The organism is Cellulomonas sp. P22 (assembly GCF_044392165.1).
The window spans coordinates 25,941-45,372 of the sequence record NZ_JBISBW010000015.1 but is presented as its reverse complement, the minus strand read 5'-3'; the positions used below and the strand labels follow the sequence as shown (position 1 = coordinate 45,372).

The window sequence follows — 19,432 nt, the reverse complement described above, 5'->3', positions numbered from 1 at the left end:
GGGGCCCTTCTGGTGGTGGGACGGGGTGCTCTGCCTGGATCGGCAGGTGTTTGAGGGGACTTGAGGTCTCATGTCAGATTCGTCCGGAACTGGCGGCCATGCCGGCGAGCTCGTCGGGTGGGACCGCCGGGGAGTACCGGAAGCCCTGCGCCTGGTCGACCTGCAGCCCGCGCAGCAGGTCCGCGGTCACCTCGTCCTCGACGCCCTCGGCCACGACCGTCAGGCCGAACGAGTGCGCGAGGTCGACCATCGCCTTGACCACGAGCGCCGAACCGCCGCCGTCGGCGAGGTCCGTGACGAACAGCCGGTCGATCTTGAGCACCGCGACGGGCAGGTCCAGGAGCTGGGAGATCGAGGTGTTGCCGATGCCGAAGTCGTCGATCGCGACCCGCACGCCGCCCTCGGCGAGCCGGTGCAGCACCGGCACCACGCGCGACGGGTCGGTGACGAGGGCCGTCTCGGTGATCTCGACCTCGAGCAGCTCAGGGGGGACGTCGTGCTCCGCGAGCAGCCGCTCGATGAGCTCGACGACCTTCAGGGACGTCACGTCGTGCGCGGAGAGGTTGACAGCGACGGGCAGCGGCTCGCGCCCCTCGGCGCGCCAGCGGGCGAGCTGGGACACCGCGGTCTCGAGCGCGCACCGGGTCAGGTCGTGGATCAGGCCCGACTGCTCGGCGAGCGGGACGAACAGGTCGGGGGGCAGCAGGCCGCGCGTGGGGTGCCGCCAGCGCATGAGCGCCTCGAGGCCCACGACCTTCCCGCCGTCGAGGTCGATCTTCGGCTGGTAGTGCAGCTCGAGCTCGACGCCCGCCGCCAGCGCGGCGTGCAGGTCGCCCAGGAGCACGAGCCGTGCGGGGGACGAGTCGTCCTCGTCGGGCGAGTACACGGCCACGCCGAGGCGGTGCGCCTTGGCGGTGTACATCGCGACGTCGGCCATGCGCATGAGCGTCGTGGCGTCCTGCGCGTGGTCGGGCAGGCACGCGACGCCGATCGACGTGTCGACGTGCAACGGCAGGTCGCCGAGCACGAACGGCGCGGCGAACACGCCACGCACCCGGTGCGCGAGCCGCTCGGCGTCCTCGGTCGAACGCACGTCGGGCAGCAGGACCGCGAACTCGTCTCCACCCAGGCGCGCGACCAGGTCGTCGTCGCGCAGGATCCCGCACAGCCGCACCGCGACCTGCTCGAGCAGCTCGTCGCCGCGGTCGTGGCCGAGCGAGTCGTTGATGTCCTTGAAGCGGTCCACGTCGAGCAGCACGAGCCCCACGTGCGTGCCGTCCGACTGGGCGGTGGCGATCGCCCGGCCCAGGTGGTGCGCGAGCATGCGCCGGTTGGGCAGGCCCGTGAGCGAGTCGAGCAGCGCGAGCCGCGCGTTGTCGAGGGCCGACGACTGCAGGCGTCGGGACGTGGTGCGCACGGTGCGGAACAGCAGGAGCCAGAGCAGGGCGAGCCCACCGACGATCACGCCGGCCACGAGCCGGCTGGCCCGGGTCAGCGCGTCGGTGGTCTCGGCGTAGTCGAGGCGGACCTCGGACGCGCCGACGACCGTGCCGTCGACCTCCAGGGGGACGTACACGTCGAGCACGGCGTGCTCGACCCCGCCGACCGCGTCGCCCCGCACCTCGGTGATGACCCGGGCGTCCGAGGTCCCCGCGAGCGCGGCGTCGAGCCGCTCCCAGTCGGGGAACCCCGTGTCGGCCGCGTCGGAGTCGTAGAGCACCCCGCCGTCGCTCGTCCACACCCGTAGCCCGACCAGGCGGTCCGAGAACCCGGCGACGGCCTCGCCCACCAGGGTGCGCTGCTCGGGGGTGAGCAGGCCCAGGGTGTAGGCGTCGTGCGGCACGACCCGCTCCACGTACCGCGCGACCGACTGGGCCGCGACGGCGCCCTCGCGCAGCGCCTGCTTGCGCATGACGTTCGAGGTGGTCAGGGCCAGGGCGACACCGAGAACGAGCATGGCGACGACGCTGACCACGGCGAAGTAGCGGGTCAGCGGCCACCGGCGGCGGGGGGTCGGCACCTGGACCTCTGAGACAGAAGCGGACGGATCCCTCAGACGAGGGTCGGGGTGAGAGTAGGCGTAGTCGGGCCGCCTGGGCGAGTTCTCCGGTTCCTCCGGCGCGTCGCATTCATCCGATCCCTGCCGCTTCGCCGTGGCGCGGGCGTGGTTCACCCGGGCCGGATGCCCTCCGTCACGCCGTGCGGCCGGTAACCTCCCACCAACCACCACGCCTGTGGGCCCCGGATGAGCGATCGGACGGACGACGGCACTGATGCACGATCTGGCACCCTGCAAGGTCTACGACGACGGTGGGACCGTCGTCGTGGGCTACGTCCGCCTGTTCGACAGGGACATGCTGACGATCGGCACCGAGGACATCGTGCGGGGCCTCGAGCCCGGCACCGACGTCAACGTCGAGGTGCTCGACGAGGTGCGCGGCGAGTGCCTGTACGCGGGCTACGTCTCGCGGGTGGCCCCCGACGGCCTCGAGGTCGCCGACGTGGCGCTCGTCTCGACCCTGCAGAAGCGCGAGGTCGTGCGGGTGGGCACGCACGTGGCCTGCACCGGCACCGTCCTCGCCCGCTGGCGGGACCCGCACGCCGACGCCGTGGTCGAGCCCGCCGCGAACCATCCCGCCGCGGACGACGGCGCCGACGACGGCGCCGACGACGCGCCGCAGCCCGGTGCCACCCCGGAGCCCGAGCACGGCAACGACGACGAGGGCCGCCTGGTCGGCTCGACGATCGCGTTCACCATCCTGGATATCAGCGCGCACGGCATGCGTGTGCTGGCACAGACGCGCCTCGAGCACGGGCAGCGCATCCGCTTCCTGTACGAGGAGCTCCCCGAGCCGATCCTCCTCGACGCGGTCGTGGTGCGCATGCAGGAGTCGCGCACCGGCACGCACTACGGCTGCCGGTTCCTGGGGCTGACGATGCGCGAGACCGATGCGCTGTTCCGGCACGTGCTGCACACCCAGGGCGTGCAGCGCCGGGAGCGCATGCGGCTCTGACCGCGGCGCGCTACCCGACGACCACCGGGTGGTCCGCAAGGGCGAGCGCCGCGAACGAATGACCCAGCAGCTCGGCTGCGCGGTCCCCGCGCACGGCCTGGTCGAACAGGAACCCCTGCCCGATGTCGCAGCCGACCTCGCGCAGCACCGCGAGCTGTTCGGGCGTCTCGATGCCCTCGGCGATGACCTCGAGCCCGAGCGCGCCACCCATCGCGACGATGGCCCGCACGAGCTCGCGGCTCTGCTTGCCCTCGACGAGCTCGTGCACGAACGACCTGTCGATCTTGAGGGCCTCGACCGGGTAGCGGTGCAGCGTCTGGAGCGACGAGTGGCCCGCGCCGAAGTCGTCGATGTGCAGCCGCAGCCCCGCCTCGCGCATGCGTGACATGAGCTGCTGCGCGAGCTCGGGGCGGCGCATGATCACGCCCTCGGTCACCTCCATCGTGAGGCACGAGGGCTCGAGGCCGTGCCGAGCCAGGCACGCGCGGACGTGGTCCACGAGCCCCGCGTGCCAGAACTCGCGGTCGGAGACGTTGATGCTCACGTTGACCGGGCCGTCGTAGGTGGCGCGCCACGCGGCGATCTGCGCGCACACGTCAGCGATGACCTGCAGGCCGAGGCGCACCACGAGGCCCGTCTCCTCCATCAGGGGCAGGAACTCGCCGGGCAGCAGCACGCCGCGGTCGGGGTGGTTCCAGCGCACCAGCGCCTCGAACCGCCCGACCGGAGCCTGCGTGAGCTGCACGATCGGCTGGTAGAACACCTCGAACTCGCCGCGGTCCAGGCCGTCCTGGACGGCGGCCTGCAGGTGCACGTGGTGCAGCGCCTCGGCGTGCATCGCCGCGTCGAAGTAGGAGAGCGTGCCGGGCTCGTGGGACTTCGCGTGGTACATCGCGGTGTCCGCGTCGCGCAGCACGTCGTCGGCCGAGCGGTAGTCGACCGACGACGACGTGATGCCGAGGCTCGCGGTCACCCACAGCGCGTGGCCCTCGACCTCGACGGGCCGCGAGAGGCTGTCCTGGATGCGGCGCGCGATGGCCGGGATGGCGTCGGGGACGACACCGTCGATCAGGATCGCGAACTCGTCGCCCCCGAAGCGGGCCGCGGTGTCCTGGCTGCGCAGCACGCCCCGCAGCCGGTCGCTGACGCCCCTGAGCAGCAGGTCGCCCGCCTGGTGGCCCAGCGAGTCGTTGACCACCTTGAAGCGGTCGAGGTCGAGGAAGACGACGGCGAACGGTGTCCGCGTCTCCTGCCAGCGTTCGATGCTGCGCTCGAGCCGTTCGAGGAACATGCGACGGTTGGGGAGCCCTGTCGCCGCGTCGTACATCGCGTTGTGCCGCAGCCGCTCCTCGAGCCGCTTGCGGTCGTCGATGTCGCTCAGCGACCCGAGCACCCGCCGCATCCCGCGGCCCTGACCGGGGACGGGCATCGCGCGGAGCAGCAGCCAGCGGGGCTCGGCGTCGCGCGGGCCCCGGTAGCGGACCTCGATCTCGGCGAGGTGCTTGTCGCCGTCGAGCACGGACTGGACCTCACGACGCAACGCCGCGAAGTCGTCGGGGTCGATGTGCTCGTGCCACGTCAGCACCTCGTCGCTGCCGTCCTCGCCCAAGCCGAGCAGCGCGCGGCAGCGGGAGGACATGACGCTCGCGCCGTCGTTGGACCACTCCCACAGGCCCTCGTTCATCGCCCGGGCGAGGAGCCCGTGGCGCTCCTCGCTCGAGCGCAAGGTCTCGAGCAGCGCCTCCTGGTCGAACGCCTCGCACAGCAGCGCGGCCCAGTGGTTGTACGTCTCGCGGCCCGAGGTCGTGTCGACGGGCCCGGTCACGGCGAGCAGGCCCCAGTCGCGGCCGCCCCGCCGGCGCAGGGGCAGGACGTAGACGACCTCGCCCTGGGCGGGGTCGGACGCGGCGACCATCGCAGCCGGCGGGAAGACCGGGGTGGTGGTCACGGTCCCGCGGAGGTCCCCGAGGCGCCCCTCGGGGTCGTGCACGCCCTCGATCACGAGGTCCTCGCCGTTCCACAGCGCGAGCACACCGGCCCGCACGTGCGAGCCGGCGAGCCAGTCGAGCCGCCGCGGGTCCGCGGTGTGCGACCCGAGCAGGCGCACCCCGATGTTGTACTGCTCGTGCAGCGACGCCTCGAGCACGGCCACCCGCCCCAGGTACAGGCCGGTCTGCAGGTGCCAGAGCACGATCGACGTCCGGGCCGTCATGTTGAGCAGCGCCGCGTGCGTGGGGGCGTCCTCCGGGTCGGTGGTGGCCGTGAGCTCGCGCAGGTACAGCGTGATGGCGCGCTCGACGTGCTGGAGCACGATCGGCACCTCGATGTGCGCCGAGAGCGGCGTGAGGATCGCCTTGAGGACGTCGTGCGAGGGCTCCGCCCGCGCGCCCTCGCGCACAACGCCGTCGGCGACGGCGACGATCGCCTGGTGCGCCTCGGCGACCGCGGACGTCACGAGGGCCGAGCTCGCGGAGTTGACCAGCGCCTGCGTGAGCCGGGCCATCAGCCGCTGGGCGGGCTCGGCTGCGGCGATCCCGTCCGGCTCCTCGTGGTGGCCGTTCCCCGCGCACCCGCACGACGCGCGGGTCACGACCCGCGCGGAGGCCGGGTGCTCGACGGCGTCGATGTGCTCGCCCTCCAGCTGCTGGTGCAGCAGGCGTGAGGCGAGCGACCCGATGCGGTCGAAGCGCTGGTCGACGGTCGACAGCGGAGGGGACGAGAAGGCCCCGGCCTCGACGTTGTCGTAGCCCACGACCGCCACGTCCCGGGGGACGTCGAGGTCGGCCGCGAGCACGGCCTGCATGAACGTCAGGGCGTTGCGGTCGGTCGCCACGACCACGGCAGTGGGGCGCGACTCCTGGCGCAGGAACGCCTCGGCGATGCTCACGCCTCCGGTCTCCACGTTGTCGACCGCAGGGTAGAAGTCGTTGGGGTCGGGCTCGAGACCGTGCTCGACGAGCGTCTCGTGGTACGCCGTGTAGCGCTCGCGGATGTCGGAGTTCGAGAGGTTGCCGCCGAAGCCGATGCGGGTGTGGCCGTGCTCGATCAGGTGCTGCACGGCCGCCCGGGTCCCGCCCTCGTTGTCGGGCATCGCGACGGGTGCGTCGAAGCCGCCGACGCGGTTGCTCGCGAGGGTCACGCGCTTGCCCGCAGCCCGCAGCTCCTCGAGGTACTCGTTACGGGTCGCCCCGGCGACCGCGATCGCGCCGTCCGCGTGGTCCCACGCGACGTGGCTCGTGTAGAGCGGGGCTTCGATGCCCGAGTCGTCCACCCGGTCCGCGTCGGTGGTCTGGGACACGACGACACGTCCGCCGCGGCCGGCGACGTCGCGGGTGATGCCGGACAGGATCGCGCCGAAGTAGAAGCCGGCCGTCCACGGTGACAGCACGAGGACGGTGCTCGGGAGAGCCACGACGGTGTCCTTTCTCGGCGCGACGGCGCAGGTCGGGCACCGGCGCTCGATGTCCTATCGGTCCCGGTCGGTCGGGCATGACTGTTCTGGAGACGCTCGTTCGGGTGCATTTCGGTGCGCTCCACAGGGGTCCGCGACAGGCCCCGGGGCGGCCGATGGTCGGTGCCGGCAGATCCATAGGGCACAATGGGGGTGTAGATGCGCCCTTTCTCGCGCGTCCGACGTCGTGGAGCACCGGCGGGAGACATCCCCGCATGCCGCCGCGAGCCCCGACCGTTCCCAACCGCCGGAAAGGCGCCCTTCTTCATGTCGTTCTCTGCTCTTGGCGTGCCCGAGACCCTCGTCGCCGCCCTCACCGCTCAGGGCATCACCGCCCCGTTCCCCATCCAGACCGCCACGCTGCCCGACACGCTCGCGGGTCGCGACGTGCTCGGCCGCGGCCGTACCGGCTCGGGCAAGACGCTCGCGTTCTCGCTGCCGATGGTCGCCCGGCTCGCCGCGTCGACCGGCGCGCGCCGCCCGGCCCGCCCCCGCGGCCTGGTGCTCGCACCGACCCGTGAGCTCGCGACGCAGATCGCCGCGACGCTCGAGCCGCTGGCCCGTGCCGAGCGCCTGAGCCTGACCACCGTCTTCGGCGGCGTGTCCCAGAACCGCCAGGTCAGCGCCCTCAACGGTGGCGTCGACATCCTCGTCGCGTGCCCCGGCCGCCTCGAGGACCTCATCAAGCAGCGCCTCCTGACGCTCGAGGGCGTCGAGATCACCGTGCTCGACGAGGCCGACCACATGGCCGACCTCGGCTTCCTGCCCGGCGTCAAGCGCCTCATGGACCAGACCCCCACGAAGGGCCAGCGGCTGCTGTTCTCCGCGACGCTCGACAACGGGGTGGACCAGCTCGTCAAGCGCTACCTGCACGAGCCGCTGACCCACTCGGTCGACTCGGCCGAGTCGCCCGTCGCGAAGATGACGCACCACGTGCTGGCCGTCTCCGACGCCGAGGCCAAGCGCCTCGTCATCAACGAGCTCGCCTCGGGCACCGGTCGCCGCCTGCTCTTCACGCGCACCAAGCACCAGGCCAAGAAGCTCGCGAAGACGCTCACCGCGACGGGCATCCCCGCGGTGGACCTCCACGGCAACCTCAGCCAGCCGGCGCGTGAGCGCAACCTCGAGGCGTTCTCCTCGGGCGCGGTCCGGGTGCTCGTCGCGACGGACATCGCAGCGCGCGGCATCCACGTCGACGACATCGAGCTCGTGGTGCACGTGGACCCGCCGGCAGAGCACAAGGCGTACCTGCACCGCTCGGGCCGTACCGCCCGCGCCGGTTCGGGCGGCGACGTCGTCACGGTCATGCTCCCCGAGCAGGCCGGTGACGTCCGTGTCCTGACCCGTCAGGCGAAGATCGACGTGCAGCCGCAGAAGGTGTTCCCGGGCTCGTCCCTGGTGGCCCGGCTCGTCGGCGAGGTCGCCGAGTACGTCAAGCCCGCCGCCGTCGCGCCCGTCGCCGAGGGTCGCCGTGGTGGCGCCCCGTCGCGCGAGGCCGGTGCGGCCGACGGCACGCGTCGCCGCCGCGGTGGCCGTGGTCGCGGTGCGGGCACCGGTCAGGGCTCCGGCTCGGTCCAGGGCTCGGGTTCCGCGGGCGGTGGCCAGGGTGGTGGCCGTGGCCGTGGCCGCAGCGCGTCGTCCGCGGCGCCCCGTACCGCGACCGGCGGTTCGCGTCCGGTGCACTCGACCGCGACCCCCGGCAGCGGCTCGTCGGGCCGCAGCGGCGCGGTGGGCATGTCGATGGGCTCGTCGGCCGGTAGCCGTCGCGGCCGCTGATCTGGCAGGACCCCGCAGCACCCGCTCTACCTGACGAGAGGGCCCGCACGCAGCGGCCCGGACCCCACGGTCCGGCCCTGCGTGCGGGCCCTCTCGCCGTCCGCACCCTGTCCGCTGCCGTGGTGCAGCGCGGGAATTCCGGCCCGGCAGGCACGGTTGCACCGGGCATGACGAGCAGCGGCGAGAGCACGTACGAGGTCAGCAAGGACGACGCGCAGTGGCGGGCAGAGCTCGACCCGGCCGCGTTCCGGGTGCTGCGCCTCGCGGACACCGAGCGTCCGTGGACGGGCGAGCTGCTCGACGAGCAGCGTGAGGGCGTGTACCGGTGCCGCGCGTGCGGCCAGGAGCTGTTCCGCTCCGACACCAAGTTCGACTCGCACTGCGGGTGGCCCAGCTTCTTCTCCCCGCTCGCGGGCGACAAGGTCGAGCTGATCGAGGACCGGACGCTGGGCATGGTGCGCACCGAGGTGCGCTGCGCCCGCTGCGGCTCGCACCTGGGTCACGTGTTCGACGACGCTCCGCAGACCCCGACGGGCGACCGCTACTGCATGAACTCCGTGAGCCTCACCTTCGAGCCCGCCGCGGACTGAGCGGCGTGCCGTGCCCGACACGCCGGTGGACGCCGCGTCCACGGCGGTCGGGCGTCCGAGCGGGTTCAGTCCCGCGCCGGACGTGCCGATAATGGTCACGTGAACGAGGCCCTGATCGTCCGGCGATGGCGCCGCTACGGTGCCGACCGCCTGTACGTCACGGCCGAGTCGGGCGCCCGCGTCGGGTGCGTGGACCTCCAGTCGGGCGAGGTCATCGTCGACGAGCCGGTCCTCGAGGACGGCGTGCGCCAGGCCGCGCAGGCCTACCTGCGCTCGGACGTGGCCGAGCTGGTGCTCCCGTTCCACCGTGACATCGCGATCGACGACCTGGACGACCTGGCACGCCTCGACGGGGCCGACTACGAGCCGGGCGTCCGCGCGCGGGTGGGCTCGGTGCGGCTGCGGCTCGACGGGCTCACGTCCCACGGCTGGCACGTGGTGCACGGGGTGCCGCTGGGCCGTCAGGGCACCGTCGTCGACCACCTGCTGATCGGCCCGGGCGGCATCTTCACGGTGACCGAGCGATCCCACCCGGGCGAGCGCATCCGGGTGTCACGCCGCACCATGTCGATCAGCGACAAGCCCGTCCCGTACCTGCGCGACGCCCACCTCGAGGCCACGCGGGTGCAGTCGCTGCTGCGCTCGGCGGTCGGCTCGCAGCTCACGGTGCGCGCTGTGATCGTGCTGCAGGGAGTCATCGAGATGCGGCCGGGCGAGCGGCCCGACGATGCGCTCGTGGTGGCCCGCAGCGACGTGCCCGGCGTGTTCCACAACCTGCTCGAACGGCTCGAGGCGCCGCGCGTCGACGCGATCGCGGCCGTGGCCCGGCAGCGCACCACCTGGTCGCGCTGACCCCGGGGTCGCCGGCGGGTCAGCCGACCCTGCGCCGGGCCTCGTCGAGGTCGGTGTTGAGCCGCGTGAGCTGAGCCGCGAGGGCGTCCAGCTCGTCGTGCGACCACGCGTCGAGCGCGGTGCGCAAGAACCGTCCCCGGGCGCCACGGGCGTCGGCCACCCGCGTCTCGCCGCCCTCGGTCAGGTGGATCAGCTGGCCCCGCGAGTCGTCGGGGTCGGTCGTGCGCGTGATGAGCCCGAGATCCTCGAGCCGCGCGAGCTGTCGGGACATCGTGCCGCGCCCCACACCGATGTGCTCGGCGATCTCGCTCGCGCGGATGCCGGGCACCTGGGCGATCCGCGCCAGGATCGGGTACGCGCCCGGGTCGAGGTCGGGGTGCACGCGATGGGCCATGGTGGCGGCCGAGGAGTGCGCCCGGCGCAGCAGCAGCCCGAGCTCGCGCTCGACGCGCTGGAGGGGTTCGGTGTCCACGAGGGACATCATGGCGCGCGGCGAACGCCGACGGGGCCGGGAGCTCGTGCTCCCGGCCCCGTCAGGACCTGCGTCGTGCGGGGACGTGGTCGTCAGTCGTCCTGACCGCGGCCCGTGCCGGACGGGGCGGTGCCGGACGTGCTGCCGACCTCGTCGGCCTCCGCAGCGGTCGCGGCGGTCGCGACAGCGACCTCGACGGCCGGTGCGGCGGCGGCCGCGGCGGCCTCCTCGGCGAGCCGCAGCTCGACGCCCGAGCGCTCACCCAGCGGCACCTCGCGCAGGAAGAGCACAGCGATCAGCGCGACCAGCGCGAGCGGCACGGAGATGAGGAACAGGTGCGCGACGGCCTCGCCGTACGCGGACTCGACCACCGTGCGCACCGGCTCGGGGATCGTCGCGACGTTGGGGATGGACGTGCTCCCGCCCAGCACCGACGTGTCGATGCCCAGGGCAGCGAGCCCGCTGGCGAGCAGCGAGGTGACCTTGGTGCCGAGCACGGCGCCCAGCACCGAGACGCCCATCGCGCCGCCGAGGGTGCGGAAGAACGCGACGGTCGAGGTGCCCGAGCCGACGTCCTTGGTCTCGAGCGTGTTCTGCGTGGCCAGGACCAGGTTCTGCATGAGCATGCCGACACCCGAACCGAGCACGAACATGTACAGGCACACGAGCGCGAAGTTCGTGTCGTAGCGGATCGTTCCCATGAGTGCGAGACCCACGGTCAGGGTCGCCGCACCGGCGATCATGTACCGCTTGTAGCGGCCCGTGACGCTGATGATGCGGCCGCTGATGGTCGAGGACAGGAACACGCCGAGCATCATCGGGATGGTGATCAGGCCGGACGCCGTGGCGGACTTGCCGCGGGCGATCTGCATGTACTGGCTCAGGAACACCGAGGTGCCGAACATCGCGATGCCCACGGCGATCGAGGCGATCACGGCCAGCACGAGGGTGCGGTTGCGGAACAGGTTCAGCGGGATGATCGGCTGGGTGGCCCGGGACTCGACCCAGACCGCGACCGCGAGGACGAGGACCGCGCCGACCACCATCGCGGCGGACTGCCACGACACCCAGTCGAAGTGGGTGCCGGCGAACGTGACCCACAGCAGCAGCGTGGCGATGCCCACGGACAGCAGCGCGGCGCCCGCGTAGTCGATGTTCAGCTTGCGCTTGGCCATCGGGGGCAGGTGGAGCGTCATCTGCAGCACGATGATCGCGGCGACCGCGAACGGCAGCCCGATGAAGAAGTTCCAGCGCCAGCCGGGGCCGTCGGTGATGAGGCCGCCGATGAGCGGGCCACCCACCGAGGCGAGGCCCATGATGCCGCCCATCAGGCCCATGTACCGGCCGCGCTCGCGCGGGGAGATGATGTCGGCGATCAGGACGGTGCCGAGCGCGGTGAGGCCACCGGCGCCGATGCCCTGGAAGGCGCGCATCGTGATGAGCATCTCGGTGCTCTGCGAGAAGCCCGCCACGGCGGACGAGATCACCGAGATGGCGAGCGCCAGCTGGATGAGCACCTTGCGGTCGAGGAGGTCGGCGAGCTTGCCCCAGATGGGCGTCGAGATCGTCGTGGTGAGCAGGGTCGCGGTGACGACCCACGTGAACGCGGACTGCGTGCCCTTGAGGTCGCTGATGACGCGCGGCAGCGAGCTCGAGACCACGCTCGTCGCGAGCACGGAGACGAACATGCCGAGGAGGATCCCGGACAGGGCCTCCAGCACCTCGCGGTGGTTCATGGCGGGGCTGTCGGGCGTGGTCTCTGCTCGACTGGTCAGGGTCTGGGCCATAGGGTGCTCGGTCCTTCGGTGCTGGTGGGGTGGAGCCCGGCGTCGGCGGCAGGCGGGGTGCGTGCGGCGGGGCCGACGCTGCTGTGCGGTGGTGCTGTGCGGCGGTGCGGGTGGTGCTGATGGTGCTGTGCGGTCAGGTGGTGCTGGGCGCGGCGGCGGGGTCCGTCGTCGTGTCCTGGGTCGGTGCTGCGAGCCGCCGGCACGAGGCGTGCGGGTGCGGAGTGCTCCCGACCGCGGCCGCGATCCGGTCCACGGCCTCGGTCGCGGCGACGATCTCGTCGGCGGTCCACCCGGCAAACGCCTCGGCGGCCTGCCGGTCGAGCGTGCGGACGCTCGTCCGCGCGAGCTCGTGCCCGGCGGCGGTCAGGCGCACGGTGCGTACCCGCCGGTCGCAGCCCGGCTGGTCGGAGGGCGCGCGGTCGACCAGGCCGGCGTCCACGAGGGCGCTGACCTGCCGGCTCGCGACCGACAGGTCGACACGCAGATGGGTGGCGATCTCGCTGATGGGCAGCTCGCCGCACCGTTCGAGGATGCGCACCATGCCCAGTGCCGCCCGGGTGAGTCCCGCCTCTCGCGCGATGTGCGAGCCGACCTCTCGCTGGACCCTGGCGAGCCGCTCGATCGCGGCCAGGAGCGTGCGGTAGGTCAGGTCGGTGGACTCGTCGGTAGACACAGGTCGGGGGCACGCCTCTCAATAGTTGCTAGAGGCAATTTATCAGAGATGCTTGCATCAGGCAATGGTCCCCTCGGGCAACTTGGTGACGTCGAGAGGCTCGACGTCGTCACACCCCTGCCGCCGGTGACGGCGGCGTCGGACGTCACCTTCCGGACGTCACTCGCCGCCGTCGAAGCCGCGCTGCCGCCACACCTCGTACGCCGCGATGGCCGCCGCGTTCGACAGGTTGAGCGACCGGCGCCCCGCGAGCATCGGGATGCGCACCTGGCCGGTGACCCGCGGGTGGGCGAGCACCTCCGGGGGGAGCCCGGTCGGCTCGGGCCCGAACAGCAGCACGTCGTCGTCGCTGTACTCCACGTCCGTGTGCCGGGTGGTCGTGTGGGTCGTGAACGCCAGCACCCGGGACTGCGGCAGCGACGCCAGCAGGTCCTCGAGATCGGGGTGCACCACCACGTGCGCGAGGTCGTGGTAGTCCAGACCGGCGCGCCGCAGCTTGGGCTCGGACAGGTCGAAACCGAGCGGCTCGACCAGGTGGAGCGTCGCCCCGGTCGCAGCTGCCAGACGGATCGCGCTGCCGGTGTTGCCCGGGATCCGGGGCTCGAAGAAGGCGAGGTGCATCACCGGGTGATCCTCCCACCGCCGTAAAGTGATCGAGATGCGCCCGCGGCGGAGCCGGGCCCTGCGAGAGGAAGCTGATGTCTGCACCGTCCCTGTACCGGGCCGCCGACGACCGGTACGACGCGATGGCCTACCGTCGTGCGGGCCGCAGCGGGCTCGACCTGCCCGCGCTGTCGCTGGGGCTGTGGCACAACTTCGGCGACACGACGCCGTTCGACACCCAGCGCGACATCCTGCGCCGGGCGTTCGACCTGGGCATCACGCACTTCGACCTGGCGAACAACTACGGCCCGCCCTACGGCTCGGCCGAGGAGAACTTCGGTCGGCACCTGGCCCGTGACCTGCGCCCCTACCGCGACGAGATCGTCATCTCGTCCAAGGCCGGCTACGACATGTGGCCCGGCCCCTACGGCGACGGCGGCTCGCGCAAGTACCTGCTGGCGTCGCTCGACCAGTCGCTCGGGCGCCTGGGCGTCGACTACGTCGACATCTTCTACTCCCACCGGCCCGATCCGAGCGTGCCGCTCGAGGAGACCATGGGGGCGCTGCACACCGCCGTGACGAGCGGCAAGGCGCTGTACGCGGGCATCTCCAACTACAGCCCGTCGCAGACCCGTGAGGCGAAGCGCGTGCTCGCGGAGCTCGGCACCCCGCTGCTCATCCACCAGCCCTCCTACTCGATGTTCAACCGGCACGTCGAGCAGCCCGAGGGCGATGACGGCGAGGCCCTGCTCGACGTGGTCGGCGACCTCGGCATCGGCATGATCGTGTTCTCCCCGCTCGCCCAGGGTCTGCTCACGAGCCGCTACCTCTCGGGTGAGGTGCCGAGCGGGTCGCGCGCCGCCGTCGGCCACTTCCTGACGCCCGAGCGCATCGACGCGACGTACCTCGCGCGGGCCCGGGCGCTCGACGACATCGCGCGCGGACGTGGGCAGTCGCTCGCGCAGCTCGCCCTGTCGTGGGTGCTCCGCGACGCGCGCGTCACGTCCGCCGTGATCGGTGCGAGCTCGGTCAGCCAGCTCGAGGACAACGTCGCCGCGCTCAGCGCCCCGCCGCTCACGGCGGCCGAGCTCGACGCGATCGAGCCGCACGCCGTCGACGGGACGGCCCGGTGAACCGCGGGCCGACGACGGCCTACGGGCGCCTCGGCGACATCTCGTGGTCGTCGTACGGCTCGCACAGCCTGCCCAAGACCCCCGCGCTGCTGCTGCACAGCGTCACCGACTCGAGCGAGGTCTTCGCGCCGCTGCTCGAGCCGCTCGCGGCCGACCGGCTCGTGGTCACGCTCGACGCTCGCGGCCACGGGAACACCCCGCTGTCACCCGAGCCGTTCACGGTGGGCGCGCTCGCGTCCGACGTCGTGTCGGTGCTGCGCGAGGTCGTCCGGCGCCCCGTGGTGGTCGTCGGGCACGGGCTCGGGGCGCTCATCGCCGAGGAGGTCGCGCTCACCGAGCCCGCCCTCGTCGCGGCCCTCGTGCTCGAGGACCCCGCGTGGCGCACGGAGGCCACGGGAGCCGACGGCGTGCCCGAGTTCCTGCCGCCGTACCTGGAGTCCTTCGCGGGCGCCGACGCGGGCACGCTGCTCGAGCGGGCCCGCGCCGAGCACCCGACGTGGCCCGAGGACGAGCTGCTGCCCTGGGTGCACGCGAAGCAGAGCGTGGACCAGCGGCTCGCGGAGCGCGTCCAGGAGTGGCGCGGCCGCGACTGGGTCGGCGAGCTCGACGCCCTGCACATGCCCGTCACCGTGCTCGTGGGCGAGCCCGAGCACGGGTCGCTCGTGGCACCCGAGGACCTCGAACGGGTCCGTTCGCTGCTCGGACCGCAGGTCAGCACCGTGCAGGTCTCCGGCGTGGGGCGCAGCGTGCGCCGCGAGGCGAGAGAGACGTTCCTCACGGTGCTGCGTGAGGTGTTCGCTGCGGCCGACGCTGCCGCGCGGAGCTGACGCGCAGGTCAGGCGCCTGGTGGAGGGGCGGGGCGCGGTCGGGCGACCGCGTCGGGGTGCGCCCCGGCGCTGCGCCGCGCGCCGCCGGTAGGCCCTTGGTCCCAGAACTCCGGCGTAGCGTCGCAGGGCCCGGCACGTGCCGGGTCTGGACCAAGGAGTCAGCATGCGCACAATCGTCGTCACGGGCGCGGCCTCGGGGATAGGCCGGGCCACCAAGGAGCTCCTCGAGTCACGCGGTGACCGCGTGGTCGGGGTCGACCTGCACGACGCCGACGTCACCGTCGACCTGAGCACCACCGACGGCCGCACCGCGCTCGTCGAGGGCGTCGGGGACCTCACCGGCGGCAAGATCGACGGAATCGTGGCCAACGCGGGCCTCTCGCACGAGATCCCGCTGACCATGGCTGTCAACTACTTCGGCGCCGTCGCGACGCTCGAGGGCCTGCGCCCGTTCCTGGCCGGCTCGGACGCCCCGCGCGCCGTGACCACGAGCTCGATGGCGAGCCTGCGCCAGCCCGACGACCTGCTCGTCGAGGCCGCGCTCGCCGGTGACGAGGCCAAGGCCATGGCCCGCGCGGTCGAGCTCACCGAGAACGGCCCGAAGGGCTTCATCTACCCGAGCAGCAAGGGCGCGCTCAGCCGCTGGCTGCGGCGCAACGCCCCGACGCCCGAGTGGGCCGGTGCGGGCATCCCGCTCAACGCGATCGCCCCCGGAGTCGTGCTGACGGCGATGACGGCCGACATGCTCGGCACCGACAAGGGTCGCGACATGGTCTCGTCGAACGTGCCCATGCCGCTCAACGGCTACATGCCTGCCGAGTCGGCCGCTGCGCTGTTCGCCTGGCTCGTCAGCCCCGAGAACACGCACCTGTGCGGTCAGGTCATCTTCATCGACGGCGGCACCGACGTCGTGATGCGCGGCGACAGCACCTGGTGAACCCAGGCGGCGACCTCCGGTGAGGTCGGCCCGCGGCACCCTGCGTGGTGCCGCGGGCATTCCCCGGAGATCCCCGGGACAAAGGTCCGATGCCGCCTGCGGGCGCGCTCCGTAGCGTCGGGAGCAACGGCCTGGCAACGGCGCTGGGCCCCCCGTCGAGGGAGTTCTGATGCGCACCGTCGTCATCACCGGTTCGGCCTCCGGAATCGGCCAGGCCACCCGACAGATCCTCGAAGCGCGCGGTGAGCGCGTGATCGGGGTCGACCTGCACGACGCCGACGTCGAGGTCGACCTCACCACCGTCGCGGGACGCGCCGGCCTCGTGGAGCAGGTCCGTACGCTCAGCGGCGGGCAGATCGACGCGATCGTCGCGAACGCCGGGCTGGCCCTCCCGCTCCCGGCCACGGTCGCCGTCAACTACTTCGGGGCGCTCGCGACCCTCGAGGGCCTGCGTCCGCTGCTCACCGGATCCACCGCGCCGCGGGCCGTCGCCACGAGCTCGATGGCGAGCCTGCACCCGTGCGACACGGTGCTCGTCGACGCGATGCTCGCGGGCGACGAGGCGAAGTCGCTCGCCCGCGCCGCGGAGCTCGTGAGCGGCGACCAGGGGCACCTCGTGTACTCGAGCTCCAAGGTCGCGCTCAGCCGCTGGCTGCGGCGCAACGCCTCCGAGCCCGGGTGGGCCGGTGCGGGGATCCCGCTCAACGCGATCGGCCCGGGGGTCGTGGTGACCCCCATGACCCAGGGGATGCTCACCACCGAGGAGGACCGTGCGGCGATCGCCGCGACGGTGCCGATGCCGCTCGGCGGGTTCATGACCCCCGACGTCCCGGCGAGGCTGCTCGCCTGGCTCGTGAGCGAGGAGAACACGCACCTGTGCGGGCAGGTCGTCTTCGTCGACGGCGGCTCGGACGTGGTCATCCGCTCGGACAGCACCTGGTGACGCGCTGAGCGAGGGCCCCGGCGGTCGCCGTGGGGACGGCGACCGCCAGCGCCCTCGCGGGCGTCATGCCCGTGCACGGCGCGGCCCGGCCTGCGCCGCCGGGCTCAGTCGGGGTCGGCCTCGAGCGCCGCGATGACCTGCTCGCCGTAGCGCTCGAGCTTCGCGGCGCCGATGCCCGAGATCGTGCCGAGCTCGCCGGGCGTCGTCGGGCGACGGGTCGCGATCTCGCGCAGCGTCGCGTCGTGGAAGATCACGTACGCGGGCACCCCGGCCTCCTTCGCCGCGGCCGAGCGCCACGCCCGCAGCTTCTCGAACGTCGCGACGTCCTGCGGGGCGAGGTCCGCCGCGGCGGCGGCCGTGCGGCCCGTCCGGCCGGTGCGGGACGACGAGCGGGAGGGCTTGACACGGGCCGTCTCGCGGCGCAGGCGGACCTGCCGCGTGCCGCCGAGCACGTCCGCGCTCGCGTCGGTCAGCACCAGGGTGCCGTAGCCGTCGCTCGTGACGCCGAGCAGCCCCTGCGCGAGCAGCTGGCGGACCACGCCGCGCCACTCGGCCTCGGACAGCTCGGTGCCGATGCCGAACACGCTCATCGCGTCGTGCCCGTGCTGGGCCACGCGCGGGGTCTGCTTGCCGAGCAGGATGTCGACCACGTGGCCCGCGCCGAAGCGCTGACGGCGCTCGCGGTCGAGGCGCAGCACCGTCGAGAGCAGCATCTGCGCGGGGCGGGTGCCGTCCCAGCCCTCGGGCGGGGCCAGGCACGTGTCGCAGTTGCCGCACGGGGTGCTCGTCTGGCCGAAGTACGCGAGGAGCTGCACGCGGCGGCACTCGATCGTCTCGCACAGCGCGAGCATCGCGTCGAGGTGCTGGCCGAGCCGCCAGCGGTGCGCGGCGTCGCCCTCGGACGTGTCGATCATCCGGCGCTGCTGGACCACGTCCTGCAGGCCGTACGCGAGCCAGGCCGTCGACGGCAGACCGTCACGGCCCGCACGGCCCGTCTCCTGGTAGTAGCCCTCGACCGACTTGGGCAGGTCGAGGTGCGCCACGAACCGCACGTCGGGCTTGTCGATGCCCATGCCGAACGCGATGGTCGCGACCATGACGATCCCGTCCTCGCGCAGGAACCGGGACTGGTTCGCGGCCCGCACCCGGGCGTCGAGGCCCGCGTGGTACGGCAGCGCGGGGATGCCCTGCTTGACCAGGAAGTCGGCGGTCTTCTCGACCGACGCGCGCGAGAGGCAGTAGACGATGCCCGCGTCGCCCGGGTGCTCGGTGCGCAGCAGCTCGAGGAGCTGCTGCTGGGGGCTCGACTTCGCGACGATGCGGTACTGGATGTTGGGCCGGTCGAACGACGCCACGAAGTGCCGGGCGTCCTCGAGCTGCAGGCGCGTGGCGATCTCCGCGTGCGTGGCGCGGGTCGCGGTGGCCGTCAGCGCGATGCGGGGGACCGTGGGCCAGCGCTCGTGCAGCACCGAGAGCTGCAGGTAGTCGGGGCGGAAGTCGTGCCCCCACTGGGACACGCAGTGCGCCTCGTCGATCGCGAACAGGCTGATCTCGCCGCGGTCCAGCAGGTCCACGGCCGAGGGCACCTTGAGCCGCTCGGGGGCCAGGTACAGCAGGTCGAGCTCGCCCGCGAGGAACGCGTCCTCGACCGCCCGGCGCTGCGCCGCGTCCTGGGTCGAGTTGAGGAACCCGGCGCGGGCACCGAGGGCCGACAGCGCGTCGACCTGGTCCTGCATCAGCGCGATCAGGGGGGAGATCACCACGCCGGTGCCGGGGCGCACCAGGGCGGGGATCTGGTAGCAGAGCGACTTGCCGCCACCGGTGGGCATGAGCACGAGCGCGTCACCGCCGCGCACCACCGTGTCGATGATCTCGGCCTGCTCGCCGCGGAACGCGTCGTAGCCGAAGACCGTGTGCAGCACCTCGAGCGGCTCGCGCGCCGGACCCGCGGGTGCGGCGGCGACCCGGGCGGCCGGGCGGGCGCGACGCGCGGCGGGCGGAGCCGCGGACGTCGGCGCGCGGTGGTCGGCCGGGGGGCCGTCGAAGGGGTCGTCCGACGGGTACGGGGGCTCGTCGTCCGGCGGCGGCTCCTCGTCGAAGAACGGGTACGTCTCGGCCGTGGGCCACGCGTCCTGGACTCCGACGTCCGCGCCGGACGAGGGCACCGCGTGGGGGGAGGTCATGGGTTCCACTGTAGAAGGCGCCACCCCCACGATCGGCGCCCTCCACAGTGGCGGTGCCCACGCTCAGCGCAGCGTGCGGCCGGACGTGCGCATCGGCCGCTCCGCCACCTGCGGCCGCTGCCGCCGCTCCTGCTCGACGACGAGGAGGCCGTGGCGGACCGTGGCGCTGCGGACGCATCGGTTCGCCGACC

At 72.9% G+C, this 19,432-nt stretch carries 15 protein-coding genes; 8 read left to right on the top strand and 7 right to left on the bottom strand.

The features are described from left to right. Nucleotides 1-73 precede the first annotated feature (73 nt). A complete protein-coding gene (locus ACGIF2_RS15400) occupies nt 74-2,020 on the bottom strand; it encodes a putative bifunctional diguanylate cyclase/phosphodiesterase (protein ID WP_396047071.1) in 1,947 nt (648 codons plus the stop codon). A 253-nt stretch (nt 2,021-2,273) separates the two neighbouring features. On the opposite strand from ACGIF2_RS15400, the gene ACGIF2_RS15395 reads away from it, so the two are divergent. After that, nucleotides 2,274-3,014: a PilZ domain-containing protein gene (locus ACGIF2_RS15395; protein WP_396047073.1), complete on the top strand. Its 741-nt coding sequence runs from the start codon at nt 2,274-2,276 to the stop codon at nt 3,012-3,014. Nucleotides 3,015-3,024: 10 nt separating this feature from the next. Here the strand turns inward: ACGIF2_RS15395 and ACGIF2_RS15390 are convergent, their stop codons facing one another. Beyond that, entirely contained in the window at nt 3,025-6,426 is a 3,402-nt protein-coding gene (locus ACGIF2_RS15390) for an EAL domain-containing protein (RefSeq protein ID WP_396047075.1), read from the bottom strand. 306 nt (nt 6,427-6,732) lie between these two features. Here ACGIF2_RS15390 and ACGIF2_RS15385 point away from each other — a divergent pair, with 306 nt between their 5' ends. From ACGIF2_RS15385 to ACGIF2_RS15375, 3 genes are all read left to right on the top strand, one after another. Next, a complete protein-coding gene (locus ACGIF2_RS15385; RefSeq protein ID WP_396047078.1) occupies nt 6,733-8,241 on the top strand; it encodes a DEAD/DEAH box helicase in 1,509 nt (502 codons plus the stop codon). Between the two features lie 167 nt (nt 8,242-8,408). Further along, nucleotides 8,409-8,831 (top strand): peptide-methionine (R)-S-oxide reductase MsrB, encoded by a 423-nt coding sequence (msrB, locus tag ACGIF2_RS15380; protein WP_396047080.1) that lies wholly within the window; start codon nt 8,409-8,411, stop codon nt 8,829-8,831. A gap of 99 nt (nt 8,832-8,930) precedes the next feature. Next, nucleotides 8,931-9,683, top strand: a complete 753-nt coding sequence (locus ACGIF2_RS15375; RefSeq protein ID WP_396047082.1) for a nuclease-related domain-containing protein — start codon at nt 8,931-8,933, stop codon at nt 9,681-9,683. 19 nt (nt 9,684-9,702) lie between these two features. On the opposite strand, the gene ACGIF2_RS15370 is transcribed toward ACGIF2_RS15375, so the two are convergent. From ACGIF2_RS15370 to ACGIF2_RS15355, 4 genes are all read right to left on the bottom strand, one after another. Further along, nucleotides 9,703-10,164, bottom strand: coding sequence for a MarR family winged helix-turn-helix transcriptional regulator (locus ACGIF2_RS15370; protein WP_396047098.1), 462 nt, complete (start codon nt 10,162-10,164; stop codon nt 9,703-9,705). An 83-nt stretch (nt 10,165-10,247) separates the two neighbouring features. Beyond that, nucleotides 10,248-11,942 (bottom strand): MFS transporter, encoded by a 1,695-nt coding sequence (locus tag ACGIF2_RS15365; RefSeq protein ID WP_396047084.1) that lies wholly within the window; start codon nt 11,940-11,942, stop codon nt 10,248-10,250. Between the two features lie 133 nt (nt 11,943-12,075). Continuing rightward, complete coding sequence (locus ACGIF2_RS15360) at nt 12,076-12,615, bottom strand: MarR family winged helix-turn-helix transcriptional regulator (protein ID WP_396047086.1); 540 nt, start codon at nt 12,613-12,615, stop codon at nt 12,076-12,078. Nucleotides 12,616-12,774: 159 nt separating this feature from the next. Beyond that, nucleotides 12,775-13,236: a tRNA (cytidine(34)-2'-O)-methyltransferase gene (locus tag ACGIF2_RS15355; protein ID WP_396047100.1), complete on the bottom strand. Its 462-nt coding sequence runs from the start codon at nt 13,234-13,236 to the stop codon at nt 12,775-12,777. A gap of 77 nt (nt 13,237-13,313) precedes the next feature. Between ACGIF2_RS15355 and ACGIF2_RS15350 the strand changes: the two genes are divergently transcribed. The 4 genes from ACGIF2_RS15350 (at nt 13,314) to ACGIF2_RS15335 (ending at nt 17,058) form a co-directional block, all read left to right on the top strand. Then, a complete protein-coding gene (locus tag ACGIF2_RS15350; RefSeq protein ID WP_396047088.1) occupies nt 13,314-14,351 on the top strand; it encodes an aldo/keto reductase in 1,038 nt (345 codons plus the stop codon). Further along, nucleotides 14,348-15,178, top strand: a complete 831-nt coding sequence (locus ACGIF2_RS15345; RefSeq protein ID WP_396047090.1) for an alpha/beta fold hydrolase — start codon at nt 14,348-14,350, stop codon at nt 15,176-15,178. The genes ACGIF2_RS15350 and ACGIF2_RS15345 overlap by 4 nt, the downstream gene beginning before the upstream one ends. A gap of 163 nt (nt 15,179-15,341) precedes the next feature. Next, nucleotides 15,342-16,115, top strand: coding sequence for an SDR family oxidoreductase (locus tag ACGIF2_RS15340; protein ID WP_396047092.1), 774 nt, complete (start codon nt 15,342-15,344; stop codon nt 16,113-16,115). Between the two features lie 169 nt (nt 16,116-16,284). Continuing rightward, nucleotides 16,285-17,058, top strand: a complete 774-nt coding sequence (locus ACGIF2_RS15335; protein WP_396047094.1) for an SDR family oxidoreductase — start codon at nt 16,285-16,287, stop codon at nt 17,056-17,058. Nucleotides 17,059-17,162: 104 nt separating this feature from the next. Here the strand turns inward: ACGIF2_RS15335 and recQ are convergent, their stop codons facing one another. Then, complete coding sequence (gene recQ / locus ACGIF2_RS15330; RefSeq protein WP_396047939.1) at nt 17,163-19,241, bottom strand: DNA helicase RecQ; 2,079 nt, start codon at nt 19,239-19,241, stop codon at nt 17,163-17,165. Between the last annotated feature and the right edge of the window lie 191 nt (nt 19,242-19,432).

Excerpts from the sequence above, each read along its gene's own strand:
- ACGIF2_RS15385 (WP_396047078.1), top strand. The coding sequence starts at position 6,733 with ATGTCGTTCTCTGCTCTTGGCGTGCCCGAGACCCTCGTCGCCGCCCTC.
- ACGIF2_RS15365 (WP_396047084.1), bottom strand. The coding sequence starts at position 11,942 with ATGGCCCAGACCCTGACCAGTCGAGCAGAGACCACGCCCGACAGCCCC.
- msrB (WP_396047080.1), top strand. The coding sequence starts at position 8,409 with ATGACGAGCAGCGGCGAGAGCACGTACGAGGTCAGCAAGGACGACGCG.
- recQ (WP_396047939.1), bottom strand. The coding sequence starts at position 19,241 with ATGACCTCCCCCCACGCGGTGCCCTCGTCCGGCGCGGACGTCGGAGTC.
- ACGIF2_RS15395 (WP_396047073.1), top strand. The coding sequence starts at position 2,274 with ATGCACGATCTGGCACCCTGCAAGGTCTACGACGACGGTGGGACCGTC.
- ACGIF2_RS15370 (WP_396047098.1), bottom strand. The coding sequence starts at position 10,164 with ATGTCCCTCGTGGACACCGAACCCCTCCAGCGCGTCGAGCGCGAGCTC.
- ACGIF2_RS15355 (WP_396047100.1), bottom strand. The coding sequence starts at position 13,236 with ATGCACCTCGCCTTCTTCGAGCCCCGGATCCCGGGCAACACCGGCAGC.
- ACGIF2_RS15340 (WP_396047092.1), top strand. The coding sequence starts at position 15,342 with ATGCGCACAATCGTCGTCACGGGCGCGGCCTCGGGGATAGGCCGGGCC.
- ACGIF2_RS15350 (WP_396047088.1), top strand. The coding sequence starts at position 13,314 with ATGTCTGCACCGTCCCTGTACCGGGCCGCCGACGACCGGTACGACGCG.
- ACGIF2_RS15335 (WP_396047094.1), top strand. The coding sequence starts at position 16,285 with ATGCGCACCGTCGTCATCACCGGTTCGGCCTCCGGAATCGGCCAGGCC.